Annotated in this window: 18 protein-coding genes; 9 read left to right on the forward strand and 9 right to left on the reverse strand. The window is 59.8% G+C overall.

Annotated features, from left to right (window positions below; translation table 11 throughout):
- Positions 1-44: 44 nt before the first annotated feature.
- The 4 genes from AAC023_RS03695 to AAC023_RS03710 are packed head-to-tail and all read right to left on the reverse strand — an operon-like array spanning position 45 to position 6,186.
- Entirely contained in the window at positions 45-905 is an 861-nt protein-coding gene (locus tag AAC023_RS03695) for a ribose-phosphate pyrophosphokinase (protein ID WP_339738247.1), read from the reverse strand.
- A 3-nt stretch (positions 906-908) separates the two neighbouring features.
- Positions 909-2,429: a thymidine phosphorylase family protein gene (locus tag AAC023_RS03700; protein WP_339738249.1), complete on the reverse strand. Its 1,521-nt coding sequence runs from the start codon at positions 2,427-2,429 to the stop codon at positions 909-911.
- Positions 2,429-3,802, reverse strand: coding sequence for an MBL fold metallo-hydrolase (locus AAC023_RS03705; protein ID WP_339738251.1), 1,374 nt, complete (start codon positions 3,800-3,802; stop codon positions 2,429-2,431). Before AAC023_RS03705 ends, AAC023_RS03700 begins: the two co-directional genes overlap by 1 nt.
- Complete coding sequence (locus AAC023_RS03710; RefSeq protein ID WP_339738253.1) at positions 3,799-6,186, reverse strand: xylulose 5-phosphate 3-epimerase; 2,388 nt, start codon at positions 6,184-6,186, stop codon at positions 3,799-3,801. The genes AAC023_RS03705 and AAC023_RS03710 overlap by 4 nt, the downstream gene beginning before the upstream one ends.
- Before the next feature lie 160 nt (positions 6,187-6,346).
- Between AAC023_RS03710 and AAC023_RS03715 the strand changes: the two genes are divergently transcribed.
- Positions 6,347-7,657, forward strand: a complete 1,311-nt coding sequence (locus AAC023_RS03715) for a hypothetical protein (protein WP_339738255.1) — start codon at positions 6,347-6,349, stop codon at positions 7,655-7,657.
- Between the two features lie 112 nt (positions 7,658-7,769).
- On the opposite strand, the gene AAC023_RS03720 is transcribed toward AAC023_RS03715, so the two are convergent.
- From AAC023_RS03720 to AAC023_RS03730, 3 genes are all read right to left on the reverse strand, one after another.
- Positions 7,770-9,704 (reverse strand): cytochrome c/FTR1 family iron permease, encoded by a 1,935-nt coding sequence (locus AAC023_RS03720; RefSeq protein WP_339738257.1) that lies wholly within the window; start codon positions 9,702-9,704, stop codon positions 7,770-7,772.
- A 66-nt stretch (positions 9,705-9,770) separates the two neighbouring features.
- Positions 9,771-10,871 carry a signal peptidase II gene (gene lspA / locus AAC023_RS03725; protein ID WP_339738259.1) on the reverse strand — a complete coding sequence of 367 codons (1,101 nt, stop codon included), beginning with the start codon at positions 10,869-10,871 and terminating at the stop codon, positions 9,771-9,773.
- Between the two features lie 4 nt (positions 10,872-10,875).
- The gene (locus tag AAC023_RS03730; RefSeq protein WP_339738261.1) at positions 10,876-13,182 is read right to left on the reverse strand and encodes a heavy metal translocating P-type ATPase; all 2,307 of its coding nucleotides are present in this window, start codon (positions 13,180-13,182) and stop codon (positions 10,876-10,878) included.
- A gap of 94 nt (positions 13,183-13,276) precedes the next feature.
- On the opposite strand from AAC023_RS03730, the gene AAC023_RS03735 reads away from it, so the two are divergent.
- Positions 13,277-13,717 carry a helix-turn-helix domain-containing protein gene (locus tag AAC023_RS03735; RefSeq protein WP_339738263.1) on the forward strand — a complete coding sequence of 147 codons (441 nt, stop codon included), beginning with the start codon at positions 13,277-13,279 and terminating at the stop codon, positions 13,715-13,717.
- A gap of 278 nt (positions 13,718-13,995) precedes the next feature.
- Here AAC023_RS03735 and AAC023_RS03740 read toward each other — a convergent pair whose 3' ends face one another.
- Positions 13,996-14,127, reverse strand: a complete 132-nt coding sequence (locus AAC023_RS03740) for a hypothetical protein (protein ID WP_339738265.1) — start codon at positions 14,125-14,127, stop codon at positions 13,996-13,998.
- A gap of 177 nt (positions 14,128-14,304) precedes the next feature.
- On the opposite strand from AAC023_RS03740, the gene AAC023_RS03745 reads away from it, so the two are divergent.
- From AAC023_RS03745 to AAC023_RS03760, 4 genes are read left to right on the forward strand one after another with little or no spacing between them, the layout of a single operon-like run.
- Positions 14,305-15,618, forward strand: a complete 1,314-nt coding sequence (locus AAC023_RS03745) for a TolC family protein (RefSeq protein WP_339738267.1) — start codon at positions 14,305-14,307, stop codon at positions 15,616-15,618.
- Positions 15,615-16,826 (forward strand): efflux RND transporter periplasmic adaptor subunit, encoded by a 1,212-nt coding sequence (locus AAC023_RS03750; RefSeq protein WP_339738268.1) that lies wholly within the window; start codon positions 15,615-15,617, stop codon positions 16,824-16,826. The genes AAC023_RS03745 and AAC023_RS03750 overlap by 4 nt, the downstream gene beginning before the upstream one ends.
- Positions 16,827-16,835: 9 nt before the next feature.
- The gene (locus tag AAC023_RS03755; protein WP_339738270.1) at positions 16,836-19,946 is read left to right on the forward strand and encodes a CusA/CzcA family heavy metal efflux RND transporter; all 3,111 of its coding nucleotides are present in this window, start codon (positions 16,836-16,838) and stop codon (positions 19,944-19,946) included.
- A complete protein-coding gene (locus tag AAC023_RS03760; RefSeq protein ID WP_339738272.1) occupies positions 19,943-20,251 on the forward strand; it encodes a P-II family nitrogen regulator in 309 nt (102 codons plus the stop codon). The genes AAC023_RS03755 and AAC023_RS03760 overlap by 4 nt, the downstream gene beginning before the upstream one ends.
- A 419-nt stretch (positions 20,252-20,670) precedes the next feature.
- On the opposite strand, the gene AAC023_RS03765 is transcribed toward AAC023_RS03760, so the two are convergent.
- Complete coding sequence (locus tag AAC023_RS03765; protein WP_339738274.1) at positions 20,671-20,964, reverse strand: P-II family nitrogen regulator; 294 nt, start codon at positions 20,962-20,964, stop codon at positions 20,671-20,673.
- A gap of 371 nt (positions 20,965-21,335) precedes the next feature.
- Here AAC023_RS03765 and AAC023_RS03770 point away from each other — a divergent pair, with 371 nt between their 5' ends.
- The 3 genes from AAC023_RS03770 to AAC023_RS03780 all read left to right on the forward strand — a co-directional run.
- A complete protein-coding gene (locus AAC023_RS03770; protein WP_339738276.1) occupies positions 21,336-21,527 on the forward strand; it encodes a hypothetical protein in 192 nt (63 codons plus the stop codon).
- Between the two features lie 97 nt (positions 21,528-21,624).
- Positions 21,625-22,452, forward strand: coding sequence for an ATP-binding protein (locus AAC023_RS03775; RefSeq protein WP_339738278.1), 828 nt, complete (start codon positions 21,625-21,627; stop codon positions 22,450-22,452).
- 391 nt (positions 22,453-22,843) lie between these two features.
- Positions 22,844-23,075, forward strand: a 232-nt coding sequence (locus AAC023_RS03780) for a sigma factor (protein ID WP_339738280.1), incomplete at its 3' end; no start/stop codon positions are given.

Genomic DNA, 23,075 nt, shown 5'->3' on the forward strand with positions numbered 1-23,075 from the left:
CCCTTGTCGACGGCTTGTCGTGGCCAGGAGATTTCGTTTTGGTATCAAGAGACCAGTAAGCTCGTGATGGAAATGCCGACGGAGACATGTGGGATGGTATTGGTGGAGACAATACGCGAGGAGACCGCCTCCAACGCTTCATACGCATCGTCGGCGAACAGTGGATGGACAACGACGCAGACAGGTTTGGCAAAGCCAGCCTTTTCAAAATGATGGGCCGCTTCGATCATTGTGCGCCCCGAGGAGGCAATATCGTCGACCAGAACGGGCTGCAGGCCTTTCCATTTTTGAAGACCCGGTGCGATCACTTCAACATCCCGGTCTCCAAGGCGCACCTTGGTGAGCACCAAATGCGGGGCGCCCGCCCGCTGCGCGACGTCGGCAACCCATTGCTCGCTTTCAACATCCGGCCCGACGATAAGCGGCTTCTCGACATGGGCCTTGATCCAGTCTGCCAGCGCGGGAGCGGCGTGCACGACTTTGGTGTTGATCGAAAACACCTCTCCGAGATCATGGATACGGTGCAAATGCGGATCGACGGTCACAACCCGGTCGAACGCCCCGGCGAGCAGTCTTGCAAAATGCTGCGAGGACACCGACTCGCCATCGGAGAAACGTTTGTCCTGTCGCATGTAAGCGAGATAGGGCGCGATCAGCCCCACGGATGTTGCGCCCAACTCGCGCGCCGTGTAGGCCGCGAACAGCAGCCCGGGCAATTGCGGGTCGGGCCTGGCCAGCGTGCAGACCAGTTCAACTGCATTGCCCGCGACATCCGAAGCGATGCGGACATAGGTCTCTTCATCGGGGAAGCGACGCAGCTCGAGCGCGCCAAGCTCGCTGTTTGTGAGCTCGGCGAGCTCGGCGGCCATGGCCTCATTGCCGGGCAGGGGAATGTAGATCGTCATGGGTCAGCCCTCTATTGTGAACATGTCAGTGTTGGCGCGGGCATAGCTCAGCGCATACTCGATCTCACCGGAGGCCTCAGCGTGAATCGTCACGAGCGGGTCGCCGGGCGCAATTGTGTCTCCGAGACGCTTATGGAGCATCAGGCCTGCGGCGGGTTGTTGCGGCGCGCCAGCGAGTTTTGCGAGCCGCGACAGTTTGCGATTGTCTATCGCCACCAACTTGCCCGCCCGGATAGCCGTCACCGGCGCCGTTTGCGCTGCTGTCGGCGGCTCGCGCATACCGCCCTGAGCTTCGCAAATCGCCTGAAATTTCACCCAGGCAGATCCATTATCGAGCGCGGTTTGCGCCAACGCTAAACCGGATCCCGCCTCTGCTTTGCCAGCAAGTTCCAGAGCGGCACCCGCAAGCGCAATGGCGCGTTCACGCAGATCGGGCGGCGCGTCGCCGCGTCGTTGCAAGACGCTCAATATATCCCGGGCCTCAAGCGCGGGGCCAATACCGCGCCCGACTGGTTGCAGCCCGTCGCTGAAGACGAATCTGGTCTTCAGGCCGAAACCGTCGGCGACTATCGCCATGTGGTCAGCCAGCGTTCGGGCATCAGCCTGGCTTCGCAGTTTTGCGGTGGGCCCGACGGGTAGATCCAGGACAACATGTGTAGCGCCGGCGGCGATTTTTTTTGATAGGACAGAGGCGATGAGCTGACCTTCGGCGTCGATGTCGAGCGCGCGTTCGATGCGGATCAGAACATCGTCAGCGGGGCTGAGTTGCACTGCGCCGCCCCACGCCAGACACCCCCCTTCGGCGTCAACGACGCGTCTGATGTCCGCCAATGTGAGGTCGACTGGCGCCAATGTCTCCATTGTATCGGCTGTGCCGGCCGGAGAGGTGATCGCGCGTGAAGATGTTTTTGGTATGGTCAAACCAAGGCTGGCCAGAATGGCCACGACAATTGGGGTTGTGCGATTTCCCGGCAAACCCCCGACGCAATGCTTGTCCATGACTATCTCTGCATCCCACTCAAGCTGCTCGCCGACTTTGACCATGGCGCCGGTCAGGGATCTCATCTCATCGATGTCGAGCTTCAGGGTGGAACAGGCGGAGACAAAGGCGGCCAGCTGGATATCGGAGTACCGGCCGGCCGCGATGTCGGTGATGATCCGCTCAAAAGCGACGCCGTTGAGTCGTCGGCCGGTCATACGCCGGCGAACATCTGAAAGCGAAGGCAGCGTTGGTGCATGGCTAACCTTGAGGATGGAACCCGCCTCAGCGTCAAGCCGGATCCAGGCCGCTTCCGACAAGCCCGCCTCACCAAGACTCAACCACTCAGCGTCGACCTGGTGAAGGGTTGCGACGACCTCCCTCTCGCCGCATCGGACCAGTATGCGTGAGCGCGAGTTCAGACCTTCCGAACGGCATATCGGACAGTCCGTCCGCATCAAAATGATCGCATCGTCCTGAGTGTGCCATCTCAGCCGCCGCGCGGTCAGCGCGGCTTCGAAGGCAGCACGCTTGTCAGGCGCCATCACTGCGTGCCTCCAAGCTCATAGGTCTTGTCGATCTCGACCACGTCGGAGCGCCAACCGAGTTCGTCCTGGATTCGTGCGCTGAATGTGCTGGACGCCTCCGGCTCACCGTGGACGACGAAGACCCGCGCCGGCGGTGTCTCAAAGCCGCTCAGCCAGCTCATCAGCTCATCAGCGTCGGCATGCGCTGACAGGGCCGGCAGGCTGGTGACCTCGGCGTTTATATGCACATCCTGGCCAAACATTCTGACCCTGTCGGCACCCTTCAGGATCTTGTCGCCGCGGGTGCCGGCGGCCTGGTATCCAGCAAACAGGATTGTGTTTCTTTGATCTGGGCCAAAGGACTGTACATGATGCAGTACGCGCCCGCCCGTGATCATGCCGCTCGCTGCAATCACGACTTTCGGCATCACATCGCTGGTAATCGCTTTTGAGGCTTCGACGTCGCGGGCATATTTCGCGATCCCGCAGACCTCATCGCACATCGTCGGCGTAAATCTGTGGTCGTCCAAATGAGCGCATAGCAAGTCCGTTGCATTGATCGCCATGGGGCTATCGAGGTAGATCGCTACATTGGTGAGCCGGCCGGCCTTCTTGAGCATCCAGATGTGGTAGAGAAGAAGTTGCGCGCGCCCGACTGCGAACGACGGAATGACCACCGTGCCACCCCGCCTGACGGTGCGGTCGATCACCTCGCCCAATTGCTCCATTGGATCGGTCTTCGGGTGCGTGCGATCACCATAAGTCGACTCAATAACCACATAGTCCGCATTGCGAACGGGCTCCGGGTCGTACATGAACGGATCGCCATAGCGGCCAAGATCGCCGGAGAAGACAATGGTCTTGCCGCCCCAACGCACTTCGACTGTTGCGGCGCCGAGAATATGGCCGGCGCGCCGTAGCTGAAAATCCGCGCCGATTTCGAGATGAATGTCTTCGTGAAATTCAATCGGCGTGAGCTGCTCTATCGCCGCCTCGGCGTCAGCGACCGTGTAGAGCGGCACGGCGGGTTTGTGCTTTGTATAGCGCAACCTGTTGGCACGTTCAGCATCCCGCTCTGAAATATAGGCGCTGTCGCGCAGCAAGATTTCGCAAAGATCCTTTGTCGCGCTCGAGCAGTAGACGGGACCGCGATAACCGTCCTTGACCAATTTCGGCAGATAACCGCTGTGATCAATATGCGCGTGGGTCAATATGATGGCATCGATCGATTTTGGATCGATGGGGAAGGGAGCCCAATTGCGCTCGCGCAAGGCTTTGTACCCTTGAAACAGGCCGCAATCGATCATCAGACGCTGGCCGTTATATTCAAGAAGATGGCGTGATCCGGTAACGGTTCCTGCGCCGCCAAGGCTGGTGAGGGTCAGGGTCATGGTGCGGTCTCCTCGCGTTGAATGGGCTTCAGGGATTGCAGGACGGATGGGTCTCCGCGCCCCTCGATGGCGGCTCGCTCGTCCTTCGACAGCACGCCGGGAAAGGCTTCGCCCAGAAGGGTCATGGCCGCGTCGATTGCGTGGGCCCAAGTGCAGCGATTGGCGAATAACATGCCGGACACGTCAAATGTTCCGCCGTGTGAAATATAGCCCAACGCGCGCAACTGATCGGGGCCGCCGTCCAGGCGCCTCAGCAGGCCCGTCATCGGCTCCGGCCGGGTATGGGTCAGGAGGACGCGCGCCAGATTGACCGGGAACAACTCATGAAGGGCCTTGTCCGTTGCGGTGAAGGCTTGCTCCAGCGGGTCGCGCCCTGACCGGAACCGGCCAGGTTCTAGGATCAACGTTACGCAGGCCGCAACACCGTGCTCGGTGAGGCGATCATAAGCGCGCAGGGCCTCATGCGCCTGGTAGGCGCCAACCGCCACAAGCTGAATGCGGGCCGACGCCGCATCGCCAGCAATGTGGATGGCACCGGATTCAAGGGCCGACACCGCCTCGCTGGCCGATAGGAGGGCTGGGACATCTCGTTTTGGCGTTACGAGACAGGCGATCTCGCCATGGCCGCGATAGACGGCGCGCAGGGCCTCTGCGGCGCTGCTTGCGTCAACCGGAAATATGACGCGAGCCGTATCCGACATTTCGCCAAGCAAGGCCTCGGGCAAGGTGGGGTCCTGGTGCGATTGCTCGTTTTTGGCGTTCTCCCAAGTGTGCGATGTGGCAATCACGGGAACACTGATCCAGCCCGGCGGCCGGCCGAGTTCTTTTTGCCGGCGCGCGAAGATGATCTCCTGGCGCAGCGCGCCGAGCATTTTCATCGCAAAAGCTTCGTAACTGACCGCCAGGTTGAGACCGCCCTTATTGCCGAGAGCGGCGGCGATGACGGCTTCTTCATTCAGGGCTGTGATGACGCTGCCATAGATGTCCTCTGGCGTGCCGGCTTCCGGTGCATTGACCCGATGCTTCAGCATTTCGAGGGTCAGTGGCATATGATTGGAGCGCAACTCATCGGGGTTCGCGACGCGGACCCGCAAGTGCGGATTGGCGCGGACAATCTCTGAAAAACAGCGATCAATGGCGTCCATCGCGCATTTTGGGGCGGGCGCGCGATCGCTCGGCGCGGTCGATGCAGGCAGGACCGGACTTGCGACCTTGCGGACAGCGAGGGCGTTGCGGCTTTCGCGTGGCCGGTCCTGCACCGCGTGCACGCCGAGGCGCTGGATCGCGTCGTCCAACTCGTCCGGGGGCGTAAAGAGAGCCCTTGCCCCGTCATTGAATGCAAGGCGCGCTGCGGCGTCGGTATGTGGATTGCCATCCAGCGGGAGATTATGGGCCCGATTGCTGCCAGCCCCGGGAAATCCGAACCCCTTGATGCAAGGTGCAATCAGGTAGGGGAGCCGCGCGGGGTAGGGACCATCGCTCTCGACGATTTTCGCCAATCGAGCTTCGGCGTCCAATATGCCCCAAGCATAAGAGAGTGGGTCATGACCGTCCACAATTATGGGATCGAACCCGCTGAGCTCGAGGTGCTTGACGAGCCAGTCAAGGCCGCCTTCCTGACTGATCTGGGTACGTTGTTCGATCCGCCGGCCGTTGAGCACCATGACCGGTATGGCGAGGCCGCTATCGCCTGCGCGCCACCATCGGGGCGCCCAGTCGGACCCGCGCTGCTCTTCAAACGCTCCGTCACTCAAGAAGGCGACCAGGCGCTCGCCTGGCAAGGGCATGTGGATATATTGCAGGCTGGTGAAGCCAAGATAGCCGCCTTCAGACAGGCCGCCCGCGGTATGAGGATTGACATGACTGCCAAGTGGAACCGCCGGGCGGCCTTCCGGCGTGATTGCATAGCTGTAGAAGTCGCGGACGAGGGCCGTCAGACCCGCTTCGGTGCGATCATAACGTCCGCGTTGATCCTCTGACACATCGCCTGTCAACGTGTTGACCGCTTCGATGGCAGCGACGCAGTGACCTTGGCCCAGGGTCCAGGCGCGTGTGTGTCCACTGAGTGCATTGGCCGCAAGATAGCCGGCGAAGGCGACCGCCATGTTGAGCGAGCCTCCCATATGTCCCTCTGGCGCGGGCTTGAAATCCTCTGCCTCTAGCGGTGCGCCGGACAGATCGACCCGGCGCGCATAAGCCATGTGGGCGACGAGCCACATCGCTGCGTTCGCCAGCCTGTCGGTTGCCGAAAACACGCCAGACAGCTCCGCTTGCGTCAGCGCAAGCTTGCCGCGTTCCGCAGACAGCAGGATGTCTTGAAGCCGTTGCTGTGTCTCGTCGCTATGAGTGATTACGCCGCATCCGCCACGCCAGCTTGCTTGCATGATCCTTACATCCCTGTCAGCTCGCGCAGCAGAAAATTGGTGCGCAGTATTAATACGTCACGCGGGGAGCAAGCCCTCAAGATCCGTCAGGCTCACAGCGGGCCGGGCTTTCGCACCAGTGTGGCGGTCCATATAAACGGGACGCTGGCGGCGTGTGCAGATGCGAGGGATTGTCCGGAAAGGACTGGCAATGAGGTGTGATGGGACTTGCGAACTGGACGGTGCGGCGAATCTGATCGCGCTCAATCAGTCTTGCTTTTGTATGACGCTCGGCAGAGCTGAGATCGATGCGGCTATTCTTGAGCGCTCCGACGACCCTGATTTGGGAAAATTGATCGCCGCTCGCCCCAATTTGTTCGCTGCAACGGCTGTGTTCGTCTCGCCCGCAGACCTTGCAGCGATGCAGGCACAAATCGAGGCCATTGAAGCGGTTGCCGCGCTGTCGCCGTATCAGGATGCTGTGCTGAAGCGTTCAGGCGATGGTGTTGCCGGTGTCCAGGCCCACACCCGCAGTCTGCTCATGGGCTATGATTTCCACATCTCCCAATACGGCCCGAAACTCATCGAGGTCAATACCAATGCTGGCGGCGCGTTTTTGGTCGGTGCGCTTCAGCGTGCCGTCGCGGAACGCGCCGTGGCTTGCGGTGACGCGCGCCTGACGAATACAGGCGCAATCGATGCGCTTATTGTTGAGAGCTTCGTGTCGGAATGGCAGCGCGCGGGCCGTGCAGGCCGCCCACGCACCGTCGCTATCATCGACCAGGACGCCGGTGAACAATATCTCTATCCCGACATGCTTCTGGCCCGGGATCTATTGAACCGCAGCGGGATCGAAACAGTGATCCTTGGACCCCAGGCGCTATCGTGTAAAACCGGCCGCCTTGTTGGCGGCGGCAAAGTGATCGATATGGTCTATAACAGGCTCACAGATTTCAACCTGTCCGAGCCTGCCAATGCTCAACTCCGCGCCGCGTTGATGGACGATGTCGCGGTTGTCAGTCCGGCACCTCGCCATCACAAGCTCTACGCCGACAAGCGCAACCTGATATGGCTCAGCGATGCCGCGCGGCTTGAGGCTTGGGGCGTCAGCGAGCGCCATCGCGCTGCGCTCGCGCAAATCCCTGCGACGCGACCGGTCACGGCGGATGCCGCGGAGGAATTATGGACAGGGCGGCGCGGATATTTCTTCAAACCCGCCGCCGGCTTTGGCAGTCGGGCTACCTATCGTGGTGACAAACTGACCAAACGGGTATGGGCCGAAATCTTGGCTGGTGATTATATCGCCCAGGTTCTGATCCCGCCGACGCTGCGGGCGGTCACCGTCGGTGGCGAGCGGATGACCCTCAAATACGATGTCAGGGTCTACACGTATGCCGGGGAGACCTTGCTGCTCGCGGCTCGGGTCTATCAGGGGCAGACAACGAATTTTCGCACGAGTGGAGGCGGGTTTGCGCCGGTCTATCAGCTTTGAACCGGCAGATCGCATAAACCTGTCCACACACGGTGCGCTCATATTCGACAAACCGGATCGGACCGAACCGAGCTCCCCGCCCTCAAATGGCCTCCTTGACCGGGGCCCGGCGCTAAGGCCCGTGTCGCTCCGCCGCATTCTTTCTGCCCCCCCACCAGAAACCGACGAGAATCGTTGTGAGCGCCAGACCTTGAGCTGCCAGGCCTTCCCAGGTTGGAAAGACACCGAGAATGTCGATGCGAGGCACGAATGAGACAGGATGAATGCCGAGCAGGCCGGCCTCCTGTAGGCCCGCGAACCCCTTGCCCGCGAGCACCACGGCCAGTGCCGCAATCAACATCGAGCTGTACGAGAAGAACTGTGAGATCGGAAGACGCTTGCTGTAGCTGAGTAGCCCCCAACCAACCAATGCGAGAGCCAGCGCCGCCGTTGCCGCCCCCGCGAGCATCGCCAGATGCGCGCCCTGACTCCAGAGTGCGACAAAGAACAGGATTGTCTCGAAAACTTCCCGGTAGACGACCACAAAGGCGAGTGAGAACAAAAACCACGCGGAGCCACGCGAAAGCGCGGTTGAGAGTTTCGCCTTGATGTAGTCCTGCCAGGCGTCGGACCGCGATTTACCGTGCATCCAAATGCCAACCGAGATCAGCACGACCGCCGAAAGCAGCGAGCCAAAACCCTCGGTCAGTTCGCGGCTCGCGCCACTGATGGAGATCAGGGAAGTGGCCGCCACCCAGGTAAGGACGCCGGCAACCAGCGCCGAAATCCAGCCTCCATGCACATAAGGCAGAACGTCGCGCCGATCCGCCTTGCCGAGGAATGCGATCATTGCCACTACGATGAGGAGGGCCTCAACACCCTCCCGTAAGAGAATGGTGAATGCACCGGCGAAACTTGAAACAGGACTTGCTTGTTCGGGTGCCAGTGCGGCTTCCGCCGCGTCCATCAGGGCGCCCAACTGCTCTACTTGCGCTCGCACCTCCTCCAATGGCGCACCGGATGACACGCTGGCGCGAAAGGCCCCCATTGCGCTTTCGATGCGCGTCAACAAGGCACGATCGCGGGCGGCGAGCGTCGGTTCGACCGGTTCGAAGCCGTCGAGATATGCCGACAGCGCCAATTCCTGCGCGAGCTGGCGATCTCCGGCTTCATAGCTGGCCAGGCTCTGGGCGAGCTTGGTGCGGGTGACGCCCAGATTGTCCGTTCGCTGCGACACGGCTTCGGGATGGCGGCGCAGATAGGCTGTGAGATTGGTCGCGGCGGGCTCGCCGATCTCGGCCGCGAGTGCTGCGGGCGTTGTTTGTGTCAGCGCTTGAAGATCGGGAAAGCGCGCGCGCAGCCGGGCATCACCCGTCCAGAGCCGTTCGCCTTGATCCGCGGTTTCATCGAAGGCGAGGCTTCCAGCATAGAAGGCGAGGGCCCACCGATCCTGCGGCGGCAACTCGGCGAAACTCGCCATGGCGGTCCCGTCCAGCCCCTGGTAAATCACCTGATAGAGACCGAACAGGCTGCGTTGGCGGGCACGCGCGGCATCGGCGAAGGCGATCGGCCGCGGATCGAGCCCGCTGGCGGCCGGGCCGTCCGCATGTCCCATGACGCCGTGACAGGCGGCGCATTGCTCGGCATAAAGCGCGGCTCCGCGTGCCAGATCTGGCGCCTCCGACGGAGCGAGCTGCGTCGGGTAGGCAAGCAGTAGCGCGCTCGCCAGTCTTTGGGCTCGGTCAGCGACTTCGGGGGCGGGCGCTTTCCGGCCGATGGCCGAAACCAGACCTTCGGCCTGAGCGACGAGACCCGGTTGGGCGGTCGACGGCGGCAGCGCCGCCAGCCGGTCACGCACCGATGCCGAGAATTCCTGCATTTCGGCATACTCGGATTGGCTGAGCACCTGGCCGTCACTGACCGCTTCGGGATAGTCGACCGCGAGGTAGTCGAGAAGACGCCAGGCTACCTGCGCCGAGGGCGCGGTTTCTTGCGCCAGGCCGGCGGGCGGAAAGGCGATCGTTGCGAACGCGAACACCGCGACGAGAAAGTGACCGATGGCCCGCATCGAGTATCTCCAATGATTTTGCGAATGCGTATCATTCGTGGTAATCGGACGCAAGGCTTCTGCCATTCAGGGCCGCCTGGCCGCAGTCTTGTGCCGCCGGGGTATAACAGTGAAAAAAATCAGCATTGCGCCTGTGATAACGGCCACATCCGCCATGTTGAAGGTCGGCCAATGCCAGCCCGCCCAATGAAAATCCAGAAAGTCTGTGACGGCGCCCTGTCGGATCCGGTCAAGGATGTTGCCGAGCGCGCCGCCGAGGATCAGACTCAACCCGGCTCGCTGCAATCCGGTCTTCGCCCGAAATGCCCACCCCCCGACCACCGCGATGATCACGCCCGTTAGGGCGATCATCGCCCAAGGTTTCCCCTGCATCAGCCCGCTCAACATGCCGAAGCTCGCGCCTTCGTTGAACCCAAGGGTTAGATTGAAGAATGGCGTCACCGGAATCACCCGAGGCGGCTCCATGACCAGCAAAATCACTGTTTTGCTGATCTGATCCACTGCGAGCGCAAGCGTGGCGAGGCCTGCGACTTGAATGGGCACGGTCCTTTTCATGTCGCGTGCTTTCGGTAGACCGAACCAGCGTGGAACAGACGTTAGATAGTGGCTGTACACCTGTCCCAGGCTTTGCGTCAGAACCCGCTCCTCTGATCGGATCTGGCGGTTTGCTGATGCCCAGAAGATGACGACTGAGACGCCTCCGGCCACCGTCGGGATTGCTAGTGCGACGCCAGCCAACAACAAAATTTGCCCCAAAAATACCGGGTTGCGCGACAGATCGTAGAGCCCACCGGTCACCAGCGCTCCTACCGCATCATCCGCCACACCGACGCGCCACGAGGCCCCCATCGCCATCTGTGCCGCGAAGGCCAGCATCCCACCCGCGATGGCGATGAAGTGACCCGTCATTCCTGCAAACAGGCCCTGCGGTGACCAGAAAGGGTCCAGCACCGCAATTGCGGGAAAGGCCGTCAGTAACAGTGGGCTGAAGAGTGCCAGTCCGAAGGCCAGCTTGAAACCGAAGGCTGCAAGCGCGTCCGCTCCGGTGGCCCGAGCGAACAGCCAGACTGATCGTCTTGCCGTCCTTGCCGCCAGCATCGATCCGGCGAAGAAAGCCGCCAGATATAACACCAGAACGCCCAAGCTGGCCCACGCGAACATCGTCATCGCCCTACCTCTCGCGTTCTGGATTGAAGCGGAGCAAGCGCAGGGCGTTCAGGGTCACCAAGACGGTGGCCCCGGTATCGGCGAGAATGGCGAGCCACAGGCCAGTCATGCCCAGCACAGTTGTGACCAAGAACACCGCCTTCAGCCCGAGCGAAATCGTCACATTCTGGCGAATATTGCCCATCGCCGCGCGGGCCAGCCGTACCATCGCGGCTACATCGGTGACGCGGTTGCGCAGCAGGGCCGCGGCTGCGGTTTCAAGCGCCACATCGGTGCCCGATCCCATTGCCACGCCCACGGATGCCGCCGCGAGTGCTGGGGCATCATTGATTCCGTCACCGACCATGATCACGCCGCCGTGCGCCGCCATTTCCTTGATGGCCACCACCTTGTCTTCGGGCATCAGCTCTGCTCGATGCTCCACGCCCAGAACGCCGGCAATTGCCGCCCCGGTTCGGGCATTGTCACCGGTGAGCATTGTCGACGTGACGCCCATCACTCCCAATTGGCGCACACCCTCAATGGCATCGGCGCGCGGCTCATCACGCATGGCGATCAAACCAAGGATGACGCGTTCACGAAACACAACGACGACGGTCTTGCCCGCTTCCTCCAGGGCCGCCGCCCGTCGGACGCCAAAAGTATCCAATGCACCCATCTCGGCGGCGTAGCGCGGCGAAGCAACCCAGGCCAGGGCTCCTCCAACCTTTGCCTCGACACCCCTACCGATCAGCGCTTTTGCAGCGGTTGCAGGAAAGGCAGTAACGCCGTTCTCTTTGGCTCGACGCAGGATCGCTTCCGCCAACGGGTGGCTTGAACCGGTCTCTACCCCCGCGGCCACGGCCAACAATTCCGGTTCCGTTGCATCAAGGGGGATCACATCGGTCACGGCGGGCCGCCCTACCGTCAGGGTTCCCGTCTTGTCAAATGCCACGCGAGTGGCGCGCGCCGCTGCCTCAATAACGGCCCCTCCCTTGATCAAGATCCCCCGCTTGGCTCCAGACGATAGCGCGGAGGCAATGGAGGCGGGAACCGAGATCACCAATGCGCAGGGGCAACCGACCAGTAACAGGGCCAGTGCGCGGTAAATCCAGGTCTCCCAGTCTGCGCCCATCGCAAGCGGCGGGATGAGTGCCACCAGCACGGCCAACCCGACAATTGCGGGCATGTAGACGCGGCTGAACCGGTCGATAAAACGTTCAGTTGGCGCCCGGGCTGTTTCGGCCTCTTCGACCAATGCGATGATGCGGGAAAGGGTGTTCTCTTCGGCGGTCTTGGTGACAGTGATACGCAACACCGCTTCAGTGTTGATCGAGCCCGCGAAAACCACATCGCCCGGACCCTTGGTCTTCGGCATCGATTCGCCCGTAACCGGGCTTTCATCAATGCCCGACGAGCCTTCTGCAATCTCGCCATCAGCGGGAATGCGGTCGCCCGGGCGGACCAGCACGCGTTGGCCGATCGCAAGCGTGCTGGCATCAACTTCGCGAATTTCTCCGTTTTCCTCGATGAGCGCCGTTTTTGGAATCAGGTCGGCCAGGGCCCTGATCGAGGCGCGGGCCTTTTCGGCAGCAAGGCCCTCCAGTACCTCGCCTACGGCGAACAAGAAGACTACCAGCGCGGCCTCTTCCGCAGCGCCGATCACCAGCGCCCCGGTCGCTGCGACGGTCATCAACGCTTCGATGGTAAAGGGGATGCCGGCCCGCACCGCGGCAAAGGCGCGGACAGCGATTGGGGCAACCCCGATTAGGCATGCCGCGATGAAGGCATAATTGGCAAAGGTCTCCGAGGCGAACAGTTTAACCGCCCAGGCTGCGGCCAGTAACAGAGCGGTGCCGACGACCAACTTGCCCTTGGCGGTCTGATACCAACGCCTGTCCGGGTCGGCGTTCCCGTTGTGGCGTCCGCCGCCATGGTCGAGCTTTTGCTTGCCTGCATTCTCGGCCTCAACAGGTTTTGGGTTGTTGAGGTCAGTCCCTGTTCCTGTGCCTTGACCCTGGCGATCAGGCACAGTGTCGCCGTTCTTGTTGATCATTTCGGCCGCGGGCGGAACAGCCGCCTCCCTCCGGGCGGCCGGCGACCTCATGGGGGCAATCCCGAAACCCAGCTTCTTCACCATTGTCTCTACGACTTCACGCTCGGTGCGGGTGACGTCGAGTGACAGCGTCAATCGTTCCGACATTACGCCGATCTGCACGTTTTCGACACCCGGAAGGCGGGTCAACGCGGTGGTAATCCTGGTCGCGCAGCTGGCACAATCCATACCAGTCACGGTCCAGTCGCAGCGTTCCGAAGTGTCATTCGAGCTCATTATAAACCTTTCCATCCCCCTCGAAGGGCGACGCTTGTCTCCAGTGACTTGCAGCTCTAACATCTCTAGTAACTAGAGGTTCAAGAGGTTTCTCATGTTGACCATCGGAAAGTTGAGCGAGGCTGTTGGCGTGAAGGTTCCAACCATCCGCTACTACGAACAAATCGGGCTTTTACAGGAGGCAGAGCGGTCTTCCGGAAACCAGCGGCTCTACTCCAAGGCTGCTCGAGATCGATTGGCTTTTATCCGCCACGCTCGCGAACTGGGCTTTCCGCTGGATGCTATCCGCGATTTGTTGGGCATGTCTGATCGACCGGACCAGCCTTGCGATACTGTGAATGGGATAGCCAAGGCCCAGCTTTTGGCAGTGGAGGGCCGGATTTTGCGGCTGATGGCGTTGAAATCCGAACTGGAACGCATGGTGGCGCAATGCGCGGGCGGTCGGGTCGCAGATTGCCGGGTGATCGAGGCGTTGGGAACCCCCGCCATCCCGGCCGGCGGAAAGCCGCTCTCGGCTGAAGCGTCTGCTCGATAGCCCTATCGGAAGCGCGAGCGGTGAAGGCTGGATTCGAACTTCGCTTGGATGATCGCGTCGTCGAGATCATACACAATTTCTTGCCCGTGGCTCCCACCCGCAAGTGGTTTTCCCGGGCCGGACCATGAGCCGGGTCCGTTGACAATCGGCGCGACGACTGGCAGGTGCGGAGGCCTTGATGCAGGCTGGCGGTGCTCTCGTCAGGGGAAGAGTCGTTTTTGAACTATCTGCGACACATACGGTCCTTGGGTTTGGTGCTTGTGCTGTTGGCAATGTCGTCAATCGCTATGGCAGACCCGGTTGCGGATATTATCGATCACCAGTTCACGCACACCTCCGCAGATTTTGGCTCGGGCAGCGGGGATGACCCCATCGGCAATTCGCACGAGTGTCACGTGTGTCATAGCCATGCATCGGCCCCATCGCATACGCTGAGCCAGTGGGAAATGTTCGAATCTGTTGGGACCGGTTCCTATACGGACGCACTCCTTCCTACGCGGCACGCGGGCCCTCCCACACCGCCTCCGATCGACGCTCTGAACTAGCACTTCCACTAGTTTCATTCAGCAACGATCGAAGGATCATTCATGCGAAATTTAGCCGTGCGCCAGGCCGATGGGCCCGTGCGCTTGATGTTTATGGCCATGCTGTGCGCCGTACTCATCGCAGCCCCCTCCGCCGCACAGAGCGGATCCGATACCACCCTCCAACTGCCGCAGGCGCTCCACGCGGCAGTGCAATCAAGCCCGCGCTTTGCGGCTGCTCGTGAAGAGCTGGCCGGGAGTGAGGCTGACGCCATGCAAGCGTCGCTCTGGGACAATCCAGACCTGTCAGTGGATGTCGAAAATTTCGGCTCAGATCGCCGTGGCACTGATCAGGTTGAGACTACCGTGGGCATCTCTCAGCGAGTGCGTCTCGGCGGAGACCTTTTCTATGCCCGCCGTGCCGCGGATGCAGAAGTCCATGCCGCCAGAATACGGGCTCAAATCGTTCTCACCGACGTGCTTGCGACGACAGCCAGCGAGTATGTGCTCGCTGTTGCGGCCAGCGAGCGTGTCTCGCTACAAGCCGAAGTCGTGTCCTTGACTGATCAGATGGCCGATGCCGTCAATCGACGGGTGGAAGCTGGTCGGGCGTCGCCGATTGAGCAGCAACGGGTTGAAGTCGTGACGGCGCGCGTCAGATCCGAACTGGTTTCTCTACAATTGCAGCAGATATCCAATCTGCGACGACTGTTCATGATGCTGGGAGAAGAATTTTCGAACAGCACTAGGCTGGAAGCCGCCGACGCCCTCAGCGGCATCGGCGATCTTGAGGTGCTGGATTCCGACGCGGTGGATTCCAGCCTTGAACTGCTGCTGACCGCCGCACAGACCGACATAAGACGTGCGGATGTCGGCCGTGCCCGGGCAGATGCCATCCCGGACGCTACCGTGGGGCTGGGTGTCCGGCGGCTCGCCGGCGGGCAAGACACCGCACTCGTCGCATCAATCTCACTCCCAATTCCAGTGATCAATCGAAACCAGGGCGCGATAGCAGCGGCCGGACGACGTGAAACGGCAGCGCGACTAACCGAAGGAAGTGTGCGGCGGCAACTCCTGGGCGATTTCGCTTCGAGCTACACAGAATGGGCGGCCGCCAGGAATGAGCTTGACGCTATCAGAACGCGTATCCTGCCTGCGGCAGAGCGGTCCTTTGAGAGCGCACGAATGGCCTACCACGAAGGGCAAATTGACCTTCTGAACTTTCTTGATGTTCAGCGGCAATTCTTCGAATTGCGTGCTGGCGCTATCGATGCAGCGGCGCGCGTGCATCTCGCTACGATCCAAATAGACCTGTTGACCGGCGGAACACGGCTTCGTGCCCTCGCCGACGCCCACCAATTGGAGGCTTCTCGATGAACCGGAAAACCATACTCGTACTTTTGCTACTCTCGGCATCGACGTTTGCCCTCACTGCCTGCTCGCCGCGCGCGGCATCAGAAGGCAGCGCTGAAAGCCACGATGAGGCCGGTCACAGTGACGCGCCTGCGGATGTCGCTGAAGAAGGCCAGCATCTCGAACTCACGCCCGCCATGCTCCAGTCCTTCAATATTGAGATCGAAGCAGTGAGCCACGGCCAAATCATCCAATCGATCAATGTCCCTGCCGAGGTTCGGTTCAATGAGGACCGGGTCGCCCACGTCTCGCCGCGCATTCCGGGCATCGTTCAAAACGTCGCGGCCAGCGAGGGGGATGTTGTCGAGGCAGGACAGGTGTTGGCTACGCTCGAGAGTCGCGAGTTGGCGGACGCCAAGTCGGCCTATTTATCGGCGAGAGCACGTCTGCAACTTGCACAGACTTCGTTCGAACGTGAAGAACGTCTCTGGGAGAACCGCATTTCGCGGGAGCAGGACTTCCTGGATGCTCGTCAAGCCTTGAACGAAGCACAGATCGAAGTCCGCGCAGTGGGGCAACAACTTGAAACGCTCGGCGTCGCCCTCACGCAGTTGTCGGTATCCGGATCTGGTGCGTCATTGACGCAGTATCATTTGGTCGCGCCGATCTCAGGCACCGTCATTGAACGCCATGCGGTTTTGGGCGAGACCCTGACCGCGGGGCAAAGTGAACCTGCCTTTGTCATCGCCGACACCAGCAGCGTCTGGGTTGATGCGGCAGTTTACGGCGATGACATGTCGCGAGTTCGTGCGGGCAGCGCCGTCGAGATCGTCGATCAGAGCGGTCAAGTATTAGCATCGTCGACCATTGCATTCGTAAACCCGCAACTGGGTGAGAGCACGCGTACCGGAAGTGCCAGAATAATTCTTGAAAGTGCGACAACCGGATTGCGACCGGGAATGTTCGTGTCGGTGCGCATCGCAATCGAGGACCCGGTCTCGCGGTTGCGGGTGCCAGCATCTGCGATTCAAAGCGTATCGGGCCAATCTGTCGTCTTTGTGGAAACCGATGAGGGTTTCGAAATGCGCGCCGTTCGCGTTGGTCTGCAGTCCGAAAACTTCATCGAAATCATCGAAGGACTTCGCCCCGGCGAACGGATCGCGGTTACCGAAACCTTTCTTCTCAAATCACGCCTGCTTCGCTCCGAAATGGGCGAAGGTCATGGTCACTAGGGGCGCGTCATGTTGAACAAACTCGTTGAATTCTCCCTTCGCTACAAATTTCTGGTTCTCATCGCCTTCCTCGTCGTCGCCTTTCTCGGTCTGAATGCCGTCCGGACCATCCCGATTGATGCCTTTCCTGACGTCACACCGATCCAGGTCAACATCTATACGGAATCGCCGGGATTGGCTGCCGAAGACGTCGAGCAACTCATAACATTCCCGGTTGAATCCAGCATGGCCGGGCTGCCGGACGTGCAGGAAATTCGCTCGGTCAGCCTCTTCGGACTGTCATATGTTGCGGTCTACTTTGAGGACGATGTTGACATCTACTTTGCGCGACGCCTCGTCATGGAACGACTGGCGGAAGTCGGTGCGCGTTTGCCGGAGGGGTACGGAACTCCTCAAATGGGACCGAACACATCCGGTCTCGGACAAGTGTTCTGGTACACTCTGGAGCGAGCCGACGGGGTCCTGGAGGAAGATATTTCCGACATGGACCTGCGCACACTTCAAGATTGGAGTGTGCGACTTATTCTCCGCACCGCGCCGGGTGTGGATGACGTCATGTCGTGGGGCGGGCAGGAACGGCAATATCAGATCCGCATCAATCCGCGTGCTTTGATCGAGTACGGGTTGACCTTCACACAGGTGATGCAGGCCGTGCAGGCCAACAATGGACAAGTCGGAGGGCAATATATTGATCAGGGCTCAGAGCAGTTCCTGGTCCGCGGGCTCGGCCTCGTTCGCGATGAAGCAGATATCGGGTCGATCGTGTTGAACGTTGTGGACGGCACGCCTGTATTTCTGCGCGATATCGCTGAGATTACTCAGGCACCCGCCTTGAGATTTGGTGCCGTCACGCGTGATGGCGAAGAAGTTGTGCTCGGCATGGCATTGTCGCGTGTCGGTGAGAATGCCCGCAACGTCGTGGCCGCAGTGCAGGAAAGAATGGAGGTTGTCGAAAGCGCTCTGCCAGAGGGTGTGGTGGTGCGTCCGATTTATGATCGCACCGAACTTGTCGACGAGGCGGTTGATACAGCGACGAGTGCTCTGATTGAGGGGTCCATTCTCGTCGCCGTTGTACTCTTTCTCTTTCTGGGAGAATTGCGGTCGGCGATTGTTGTCATCACCGCGCTCCCCTTGGCCATGCTTATTGCCTTTATCGGAATGCAGGAGGCGGGATTGTCTGCCAACCTTATGTCACTTGCCGGATTGGCTATCGGCATTGGTATGATGGTTGATGGCGCCGTTGTGATGGTGGAGAATTCTTTTCGCATCATGGCCGAAGAGCTTGAACGCGGAGGGAAGGTGGACCGCACCGCGGCGGTATTGCAGGCAGCCCGTGAGGTGGCCAATCCGATCACCTTCGCGATCATCATTATCATCGTGGTTTTCCTTCCCTTGTTCTCGCTTGAGGGCCTCGAGGGAAAGTTGTTCAAGCCAATGGCATTCAACATCACCTTTGCAATGGCGGGATCGTTGATCCTTTCCCTCACTGTCATTCCTGTTTTGGCATCCCTCATCCTGAAGCCAAAGCCTGAGCGCGACACATTCTTAGTGCGCTTCATCAAGCGAGGTTATCGACCCGCGCTTGATTTTTGCCTCAACCAGAAACGTGTTGCTGTAGGTATCGCGGTCGCCTGTCTGATCGGGAGTTTGGCGCTTTTTCCGTTTCTCGGAAAAGAGTTCATGCCGCAACTTCAAGAAGGTTCCATCATGTGGCGGGTCACCTCCTTGCCGTCGACCTCACTCGATCAGTCCATCGCCATCTCAGAAGATATTGAGTTGGCACTCGCGGAGTTTCCTGAAGTGGAAACGACAATTGCGATGATCGGTCGGGCGGAAAACGGTGAAACTGCGGATGTCAACTATATGGAAATCTACACCGCGCTGAGGCCGCAAAGTGAATGGCCAGTGCGCCGTGAAGTATCCGATCTCGCCGAGGAAATGCGCGAACGGCTGGAGGTCGCGGCGCCGATGTCGGTTGTTGCGTTTACTCAGCCCATTCAGATGCGGGTTGAGGAGTTGATCTCCGGTGTTCGCTCCACGCTCGCGATCAAACTCTATGGCCAGGACCTCGCCGAACTGGACCGATTGAGTGCCGAGATACTGAATGTTGTGGGCGATGTGCCCGGGGTCGCCGATTTGGCGCTGGAAGCTAATTTGGGCAAGCCCCAGGTTAGAATTCAGGTCAATCGCGAGGCTTTGGCGCGATATGGCATGAACGCGGATGATGTCCTGACGCTCGTTCGCACCGGCATTGGCGCAGAACCAGTCAGCACGATGATCGATGGGGTGAGGCGTTTCGATATCACGGTCCGTTTGGACGATGCCTCGCGTCAGTCCGTCGAGGCAATCCGGAACATTCCCATCACTGTGCCCGGTGGCGCTGTTGTGCCCCTGTCACGTGTTGCGGATATTGATGTTACGGAGGGCTATTCCTTCGTTCGCCGCGAGCAGTTGCAGCGATATGCGGTGATCCAGATGGATGTGCAAGGCCGTGACGTGGACGGTTTTGTCACAGATGCAAACGCTCTAATCGCAGATCGGGTGGATCTCCCCGCCGGCTACTGGATCGAATGGGGCGGGGCATTCGAAAATCAGCAACGCGCCATGGCCCGACTTGGGATCATCGTTCCGGTGACGATTTTCTTCGTGTTCGTGCTTTTGTACACAGCATTCAACTCACTTCGGTTCGCGGCGCTCATTATCGCGAATGTACCGTTCGCCACGATCGGCGGTCTGCTGTCCTTGTTCATTACGGGTCAGTATCTCTCCGTGCCGTCCGCGATTGGTTTCATCACGGTGTTCGGGGTGGCGATGCTCAACGGGATCGTCATCGTGTCCTTTATGAACGATCTACAGGCCAAGGGACGCTCAATTCGCGACGCGGTTCGCGAGGGGGCTGAAATGCGCCTTCGGCCAGTATTGATGACCGCGAGTGTGGCTATCCTCGGTTTGATACCCATGCTCATCTCATCCGGCGTTGGGGCGGAAACGCAACGGCCATTGGCGACTGTCGTCGTCGGCGGATTGATCACGTCAACGCTACTTACGCTCCTGCTCATTCCAACGATTTACGAATGGATGGAGACCCGCGCGCTTGCGCATAAGGAGGCAAAGCCATGAAAGAAGTGAAAGCCTATGTACACCGAGCCCGCGCTGCTGACGTGGTGCAGGCACTCGTTCGAGCAAACTTCGGACCGCTATCTATCGTTGATGTCAAAGGTATGTTGGCGGCTTTTGATATTCAGGAGGTTGAGTACTCGACCTCCCTGGGAACGCGGGTCATATCGGAGATAAAAATCGAATTCGTTTGCCAACCCGACAGGATCGATGAGGCGCTCACTTTGCTGGAGGACCAGGCCAGCATGGGCCATGGCGAATCTGGAGTGGCGTATGTTTTTGATGTTGAACGATCGGTTCAATTTTGACATTGCGGGGTGCCCCTTTGTCCGGGGCACCCCACTATGGTCATGCCTTCTGTCATGTACCGAACCGTTGGCTGTGAAAAGCGTACGATTTCGAGATCGGTTGGCCCGCAAATTCGAAGACGTTCTCTTCCGTAGTTTTGAGGCACGCAAATCATGATGAGCAGTAGGTGTCGCGTGAACCAGCTAAGTCGGCAGGGGCAATATGAACCGCTCGTCCTGGTCTTTGGTGCGTGGTCCCGCGGAGCGGAATCGGTCGCGGGGAACTCATCGATTGGTTGGAACAGGTGTTTTGGCGGGTCGCCTTGCCAACGACTTTTCGGAGCATGCGCTGCGGCACCGGCCAGTGACGCTACACACCGCCCATCTCTTTTCGCACGCCCCGCCGGACCCCGGTGGCGGGGAGTCCAAGTGACTTCCTGTCAAAGGTGATAGAACTCCTCGATTGGCGAAACGGACACGATACCCCCGTTATCCCCCACGGGCCCCATCACTTCACGTAGAGCCGCTATGACCTCTGCAACACGCTCCTCTTCAAGAAAAAGCTGCAGCCGGGCGTGTGTCGTCATCAGATCGCGTTGGTAGAAATTCTTGTATGCGCCATAGCCTTTCGTGTGAGACAGGCTCAACCCCGGAACGCCCAGGTGGCGCAGGCGCTTCTCAACCGGCTCCACCATCTCCGGGCTGATGATCGCTGTCAGGTTCTTCATGGCCATTGGTCATCTCCATGCGGTCGCTTCACCTAACGGTTACGCACGTGAAGCGGCGAACCCTTAAATTATCGCTATCAGGCGTCCTTAGACGCGCCTGCGCTTCGTGCGGACGGCACCTTCAGATTGGGGCGGGAAATCTCGTTGGTGTCATGTGGGGGTGGGCTGATCTCCGGCGGGGTGCGTGATGCGCGGGCTTCGCGATTCGCGCAGCGATCTTCACTCTGAACATGAGCGCTCCATGGACGGTGCGATGGTTGGCTTGTCACCTTCGGTCTGTCGGCTGAGGGGAGACATGATGCCAGCCGTAATAGCTTTGGACTGCAGAAGTCTTGATCGCGGCAACTTTGGCTCAATCAAACTGGAGGATATCGCATATGAGACACTTCGCGGCGGCCACCAAGGTATTGCATGAGTTTGGGCCGGACACACGGCTCATGCTCTTGCAGGCTCAGAGGGCAGGTTTTGGGGCGCCGGGCGGACAGCGCGTTGCCGGTGCTCTGTCCATCGCCCGCGGCGATCGCGGTGGCGGTGATATTTTCGCCCTCGATGCCTGTCTCGACGCTTGATGCGTCGCGGGTTGAGGCTGGCAAGAGCTTCGCTTGAATAGGCGCGCGGTCGATGTCGTCGAATCCTATGTCGAACAAGCATTGAAAGGCGGGTCCGATGCTCGGTAAACTTTTTCACAAATTGCACCTGGGCTCACCCTACGATCCAGGGCGGCAGGGCGTGCTCTATGCTGTGGTCGGCTCCGTCGTCGGGGTCATCATCCTTCATCCGATCAACATGCTCGTGGTGTGGTTGGAGTTCCGGGACCTGCTGCTGGCAAACCATGACGGGATTGGCAGCTTTGCCGAGTCGCGTTTGAGCCAGGTTCCCGGCCCCAATTTTCTCGCGATGAATGGCATCTTCGCCGTTCTGGGCGGTGTAATTGGCGTAGCCTTTTCAATCCTCACAAATGCACTGGCGGTTCAGGTTCATCGAAATGAGGGCTTGTTGGAGGACCTCCAATCCGCGCTGCCAAGCGTGGTGCAGGGCGGGGAGAATGAGGTCACGGAGTTCAAATCAAGTCTCAGATGGGACATTCAGGAGGCGCGCGTCAATAAAAGCCTCGAAGCCGTAATCGCCAAGACCGTGGCGGGTCTGATGAATCATCGCGGCGGGCGATTGCTGATTGGCGTGGGCGATGATGGCACTATCACAGGCCTTGAAGCGGATTTTGAGACGATCCGGCACAAAAACCCGGATGGCTTTGAGCGTGCCTTCATTAGCGTATTGCAAACGCATCTGGGTGCTGTAGCGGCGACACATGTCCGCTGTCGGTTTCCTGTTATTGAGGAAAAAATCATTTGTTGGGTGTTGGTCGACAAATCGCCAGAGCCCATTTTCATGTCGGTCTCGAACACATCTAAATACTATGTCAGGGCAGGGAACTCGACCCGGGAATTGAACGCCGCCGAAGCGCATGATCACATTAAGCGACGCGGGGTATAAACAAGTTGGTCCGTCACGCTGGACGTGGCCGTAACCTTCAATGCGGGCCTGGCAACGGAGGATAATCGTGCGCAGGCACACTCTGGGCGTGCCTGTCGGTTCCATTGAAGTGATGTCAGATGCGACGGTAGCCAGAGACGGTCGATCTGACAGGGTTGCCGGAGCGAGAGATTACCGTGCCGAATCCTGGGTCGCGGCACCGTCGTTCCAAATGTGGACGCGTTTCCCGCTGGAAGCCGTGATCGACTGATCTCCCCAATAAGATTTGAGGTGCTACAAGATGCCACAATCGACCACGTCATGAGGGTGTGCGACCTATGTCCCGGAGCATAGGGGAAAGCATTTTTTGCTGGGCCTGTTAACGCGCCGAGAAAGCTGGAGGCATGAGCACATGCCCAACACACAGCGAACAGATGCCAACCTTGCAGCGGCAGCAGCGGCAGGTGAGGAACGCGCCTTTACCGAGCTGATGCACCGGTACAAAGAACCGCTCTATCGCTACGTGCATCGGTCCATGCGCGGCAGCGACGAGGCTTGGGACGTCGTTCAGGACGCTTTCGTAGCGGCGTGGCGATTTATGGGCACCTATGATCCGTCACAGAAATTCTCGACCTGGATTTACC

Source organism: uncultured Maricaulis sp. (assembly GCF_963976135.1).
GTDB lineage: Bacteria > Pseudomonadota > Alphaproteobacteria > Caulobacterales > Maricaulaceae > Maricaulis.

What these genes read in the sequence shown, in the direction of transcription:
- AAC023_RS03695 (WP_339738247.1), bottom strand. Translation starts at nt 905, where the DNA reads ATGACGATCTACATTCCCCTGCCCGGCAATGAGGCCATGGCCGCCGAG.
- AAC023_RS03700 (WP_339738249.1), bottom strand. Translation starts at nt 2,429, where the DNA reads ATGGCGCCTGACAAGCGTGCTGCCTTCGAAGCCGCGCTGACCGCGCGG.
- AAC023_RS03705 (WP_339738251.1), bottom strand. Translation starts at nt 3,802, where the DNA reads ATGACCCTGACCCTCACCAGCCTTGGCGGCGCAGGAACCGTTACCGGA.
- AAC023_RS03710 (WP_339738253.1), bottom strand. Translation starts at nt 6,186, where the DNA reads ATGCAAGCAAGCTGGCGTGGCGGATGCGGCGTAATCACTCATAGCGAC.
- AAC023_RS03715 (WP_339738255.1), top strand. Translation starts at nt 6,347, where the DNA reads ATGCGAGGGATTGTCCGGAAAGGACTGGCAATGAGGTGTGATGGGACT.
- AAC023_RS03720 (WP_339738257.1), bottom strand. Translation starts at nt 9,704, where the DNA reads ATGCGGGCCATCGGTCACTTTCTCGTCGCGGTGTTCGCGTTCGCAACG.
- lspA (WP_339738259.1), bottom strand. Translation starts at nt 10,871, where the DNA reads ATGACGATGTTCGCGTGGGCCAGCTTGGGCGTTCTGGTGTTATATCTG.
- AAC023_RS03730 (WP_339738261.1), bottom strand. Translation starts at nt 13,182, where the DNA reads ATGAGCTCGAATGACACTTCGGAACGCTGCGACTGGACCGTGACTGGT.
- AAC023_RS03735 (WP_339738263.1), top strand. Translation starts at nt 13,277, where the DNA reads ATGTTGACCATCGGAAAGTTGAGCGAGGCTGTTGGCGTGAAGGTTCCA.
- AAC023_RS03740 (WP_339738265.1), bottom strand. Translation starts at nt 14,127, where the DNA reads ATGGCTATGACACACGTGACACTCGTGCGAATTGCCGATGGGGTCATC.
- AAC023_RS03745 (WP_339738267.1), top strand. Translation starts at nt 14,305, where the DNA reads ATGCGAAATTTAGCCGTGCGCCAGGCCGATGGGCCCGTGCGCTTGATG.
- AAC023_RS03750 (WP_339738268.1), top strand. Translation starts at nt 15,615, where the DNA reads ATGAACCGGAAAACCATACTCGTACTTTTGCTACTCTCGGCATCGACG.
- AAC023_RS03755 (WP_339738270.1), top strand. Translation starts at nt 16,836, where the DNA reads ATGTTGAACAAACTCGTTGAATTCTCCCTTCGCTACAAATTTCTGGTT.
- AAC023_RS03760 (WP_339738272.1), top strand. Translation starts at nt 19,943, where the DNA reads ATGAAAGAAGTGAAAGCCTATGTACACCGAGCCCGCGCTGCTGACGTG.
- AAC023_RS03765 (WP_339738274.1), bottom strand. Translation starts at nt 20,964, where the DNA reads ATGGCCATGAAGAACCTGACAGCGATCATCAGCCCGGAGATGGTGGAG.
- AAC023_RS03770 (WP_339738276.1), top strand. Translation starts at nt 21,336, where the DNA reads ATGAGACACTTCGCGGCGGCCACCAAGGTATTGCATGAGTTTGGGCCG.
- AAC023_RS03775 (WP_339738278.1), top strand. Translation starts at nt 21,625, where the DNA reads ATGCTCGGTAAACTTTTTCACAAATTGCACCTGGGCTCACCCTACGAT.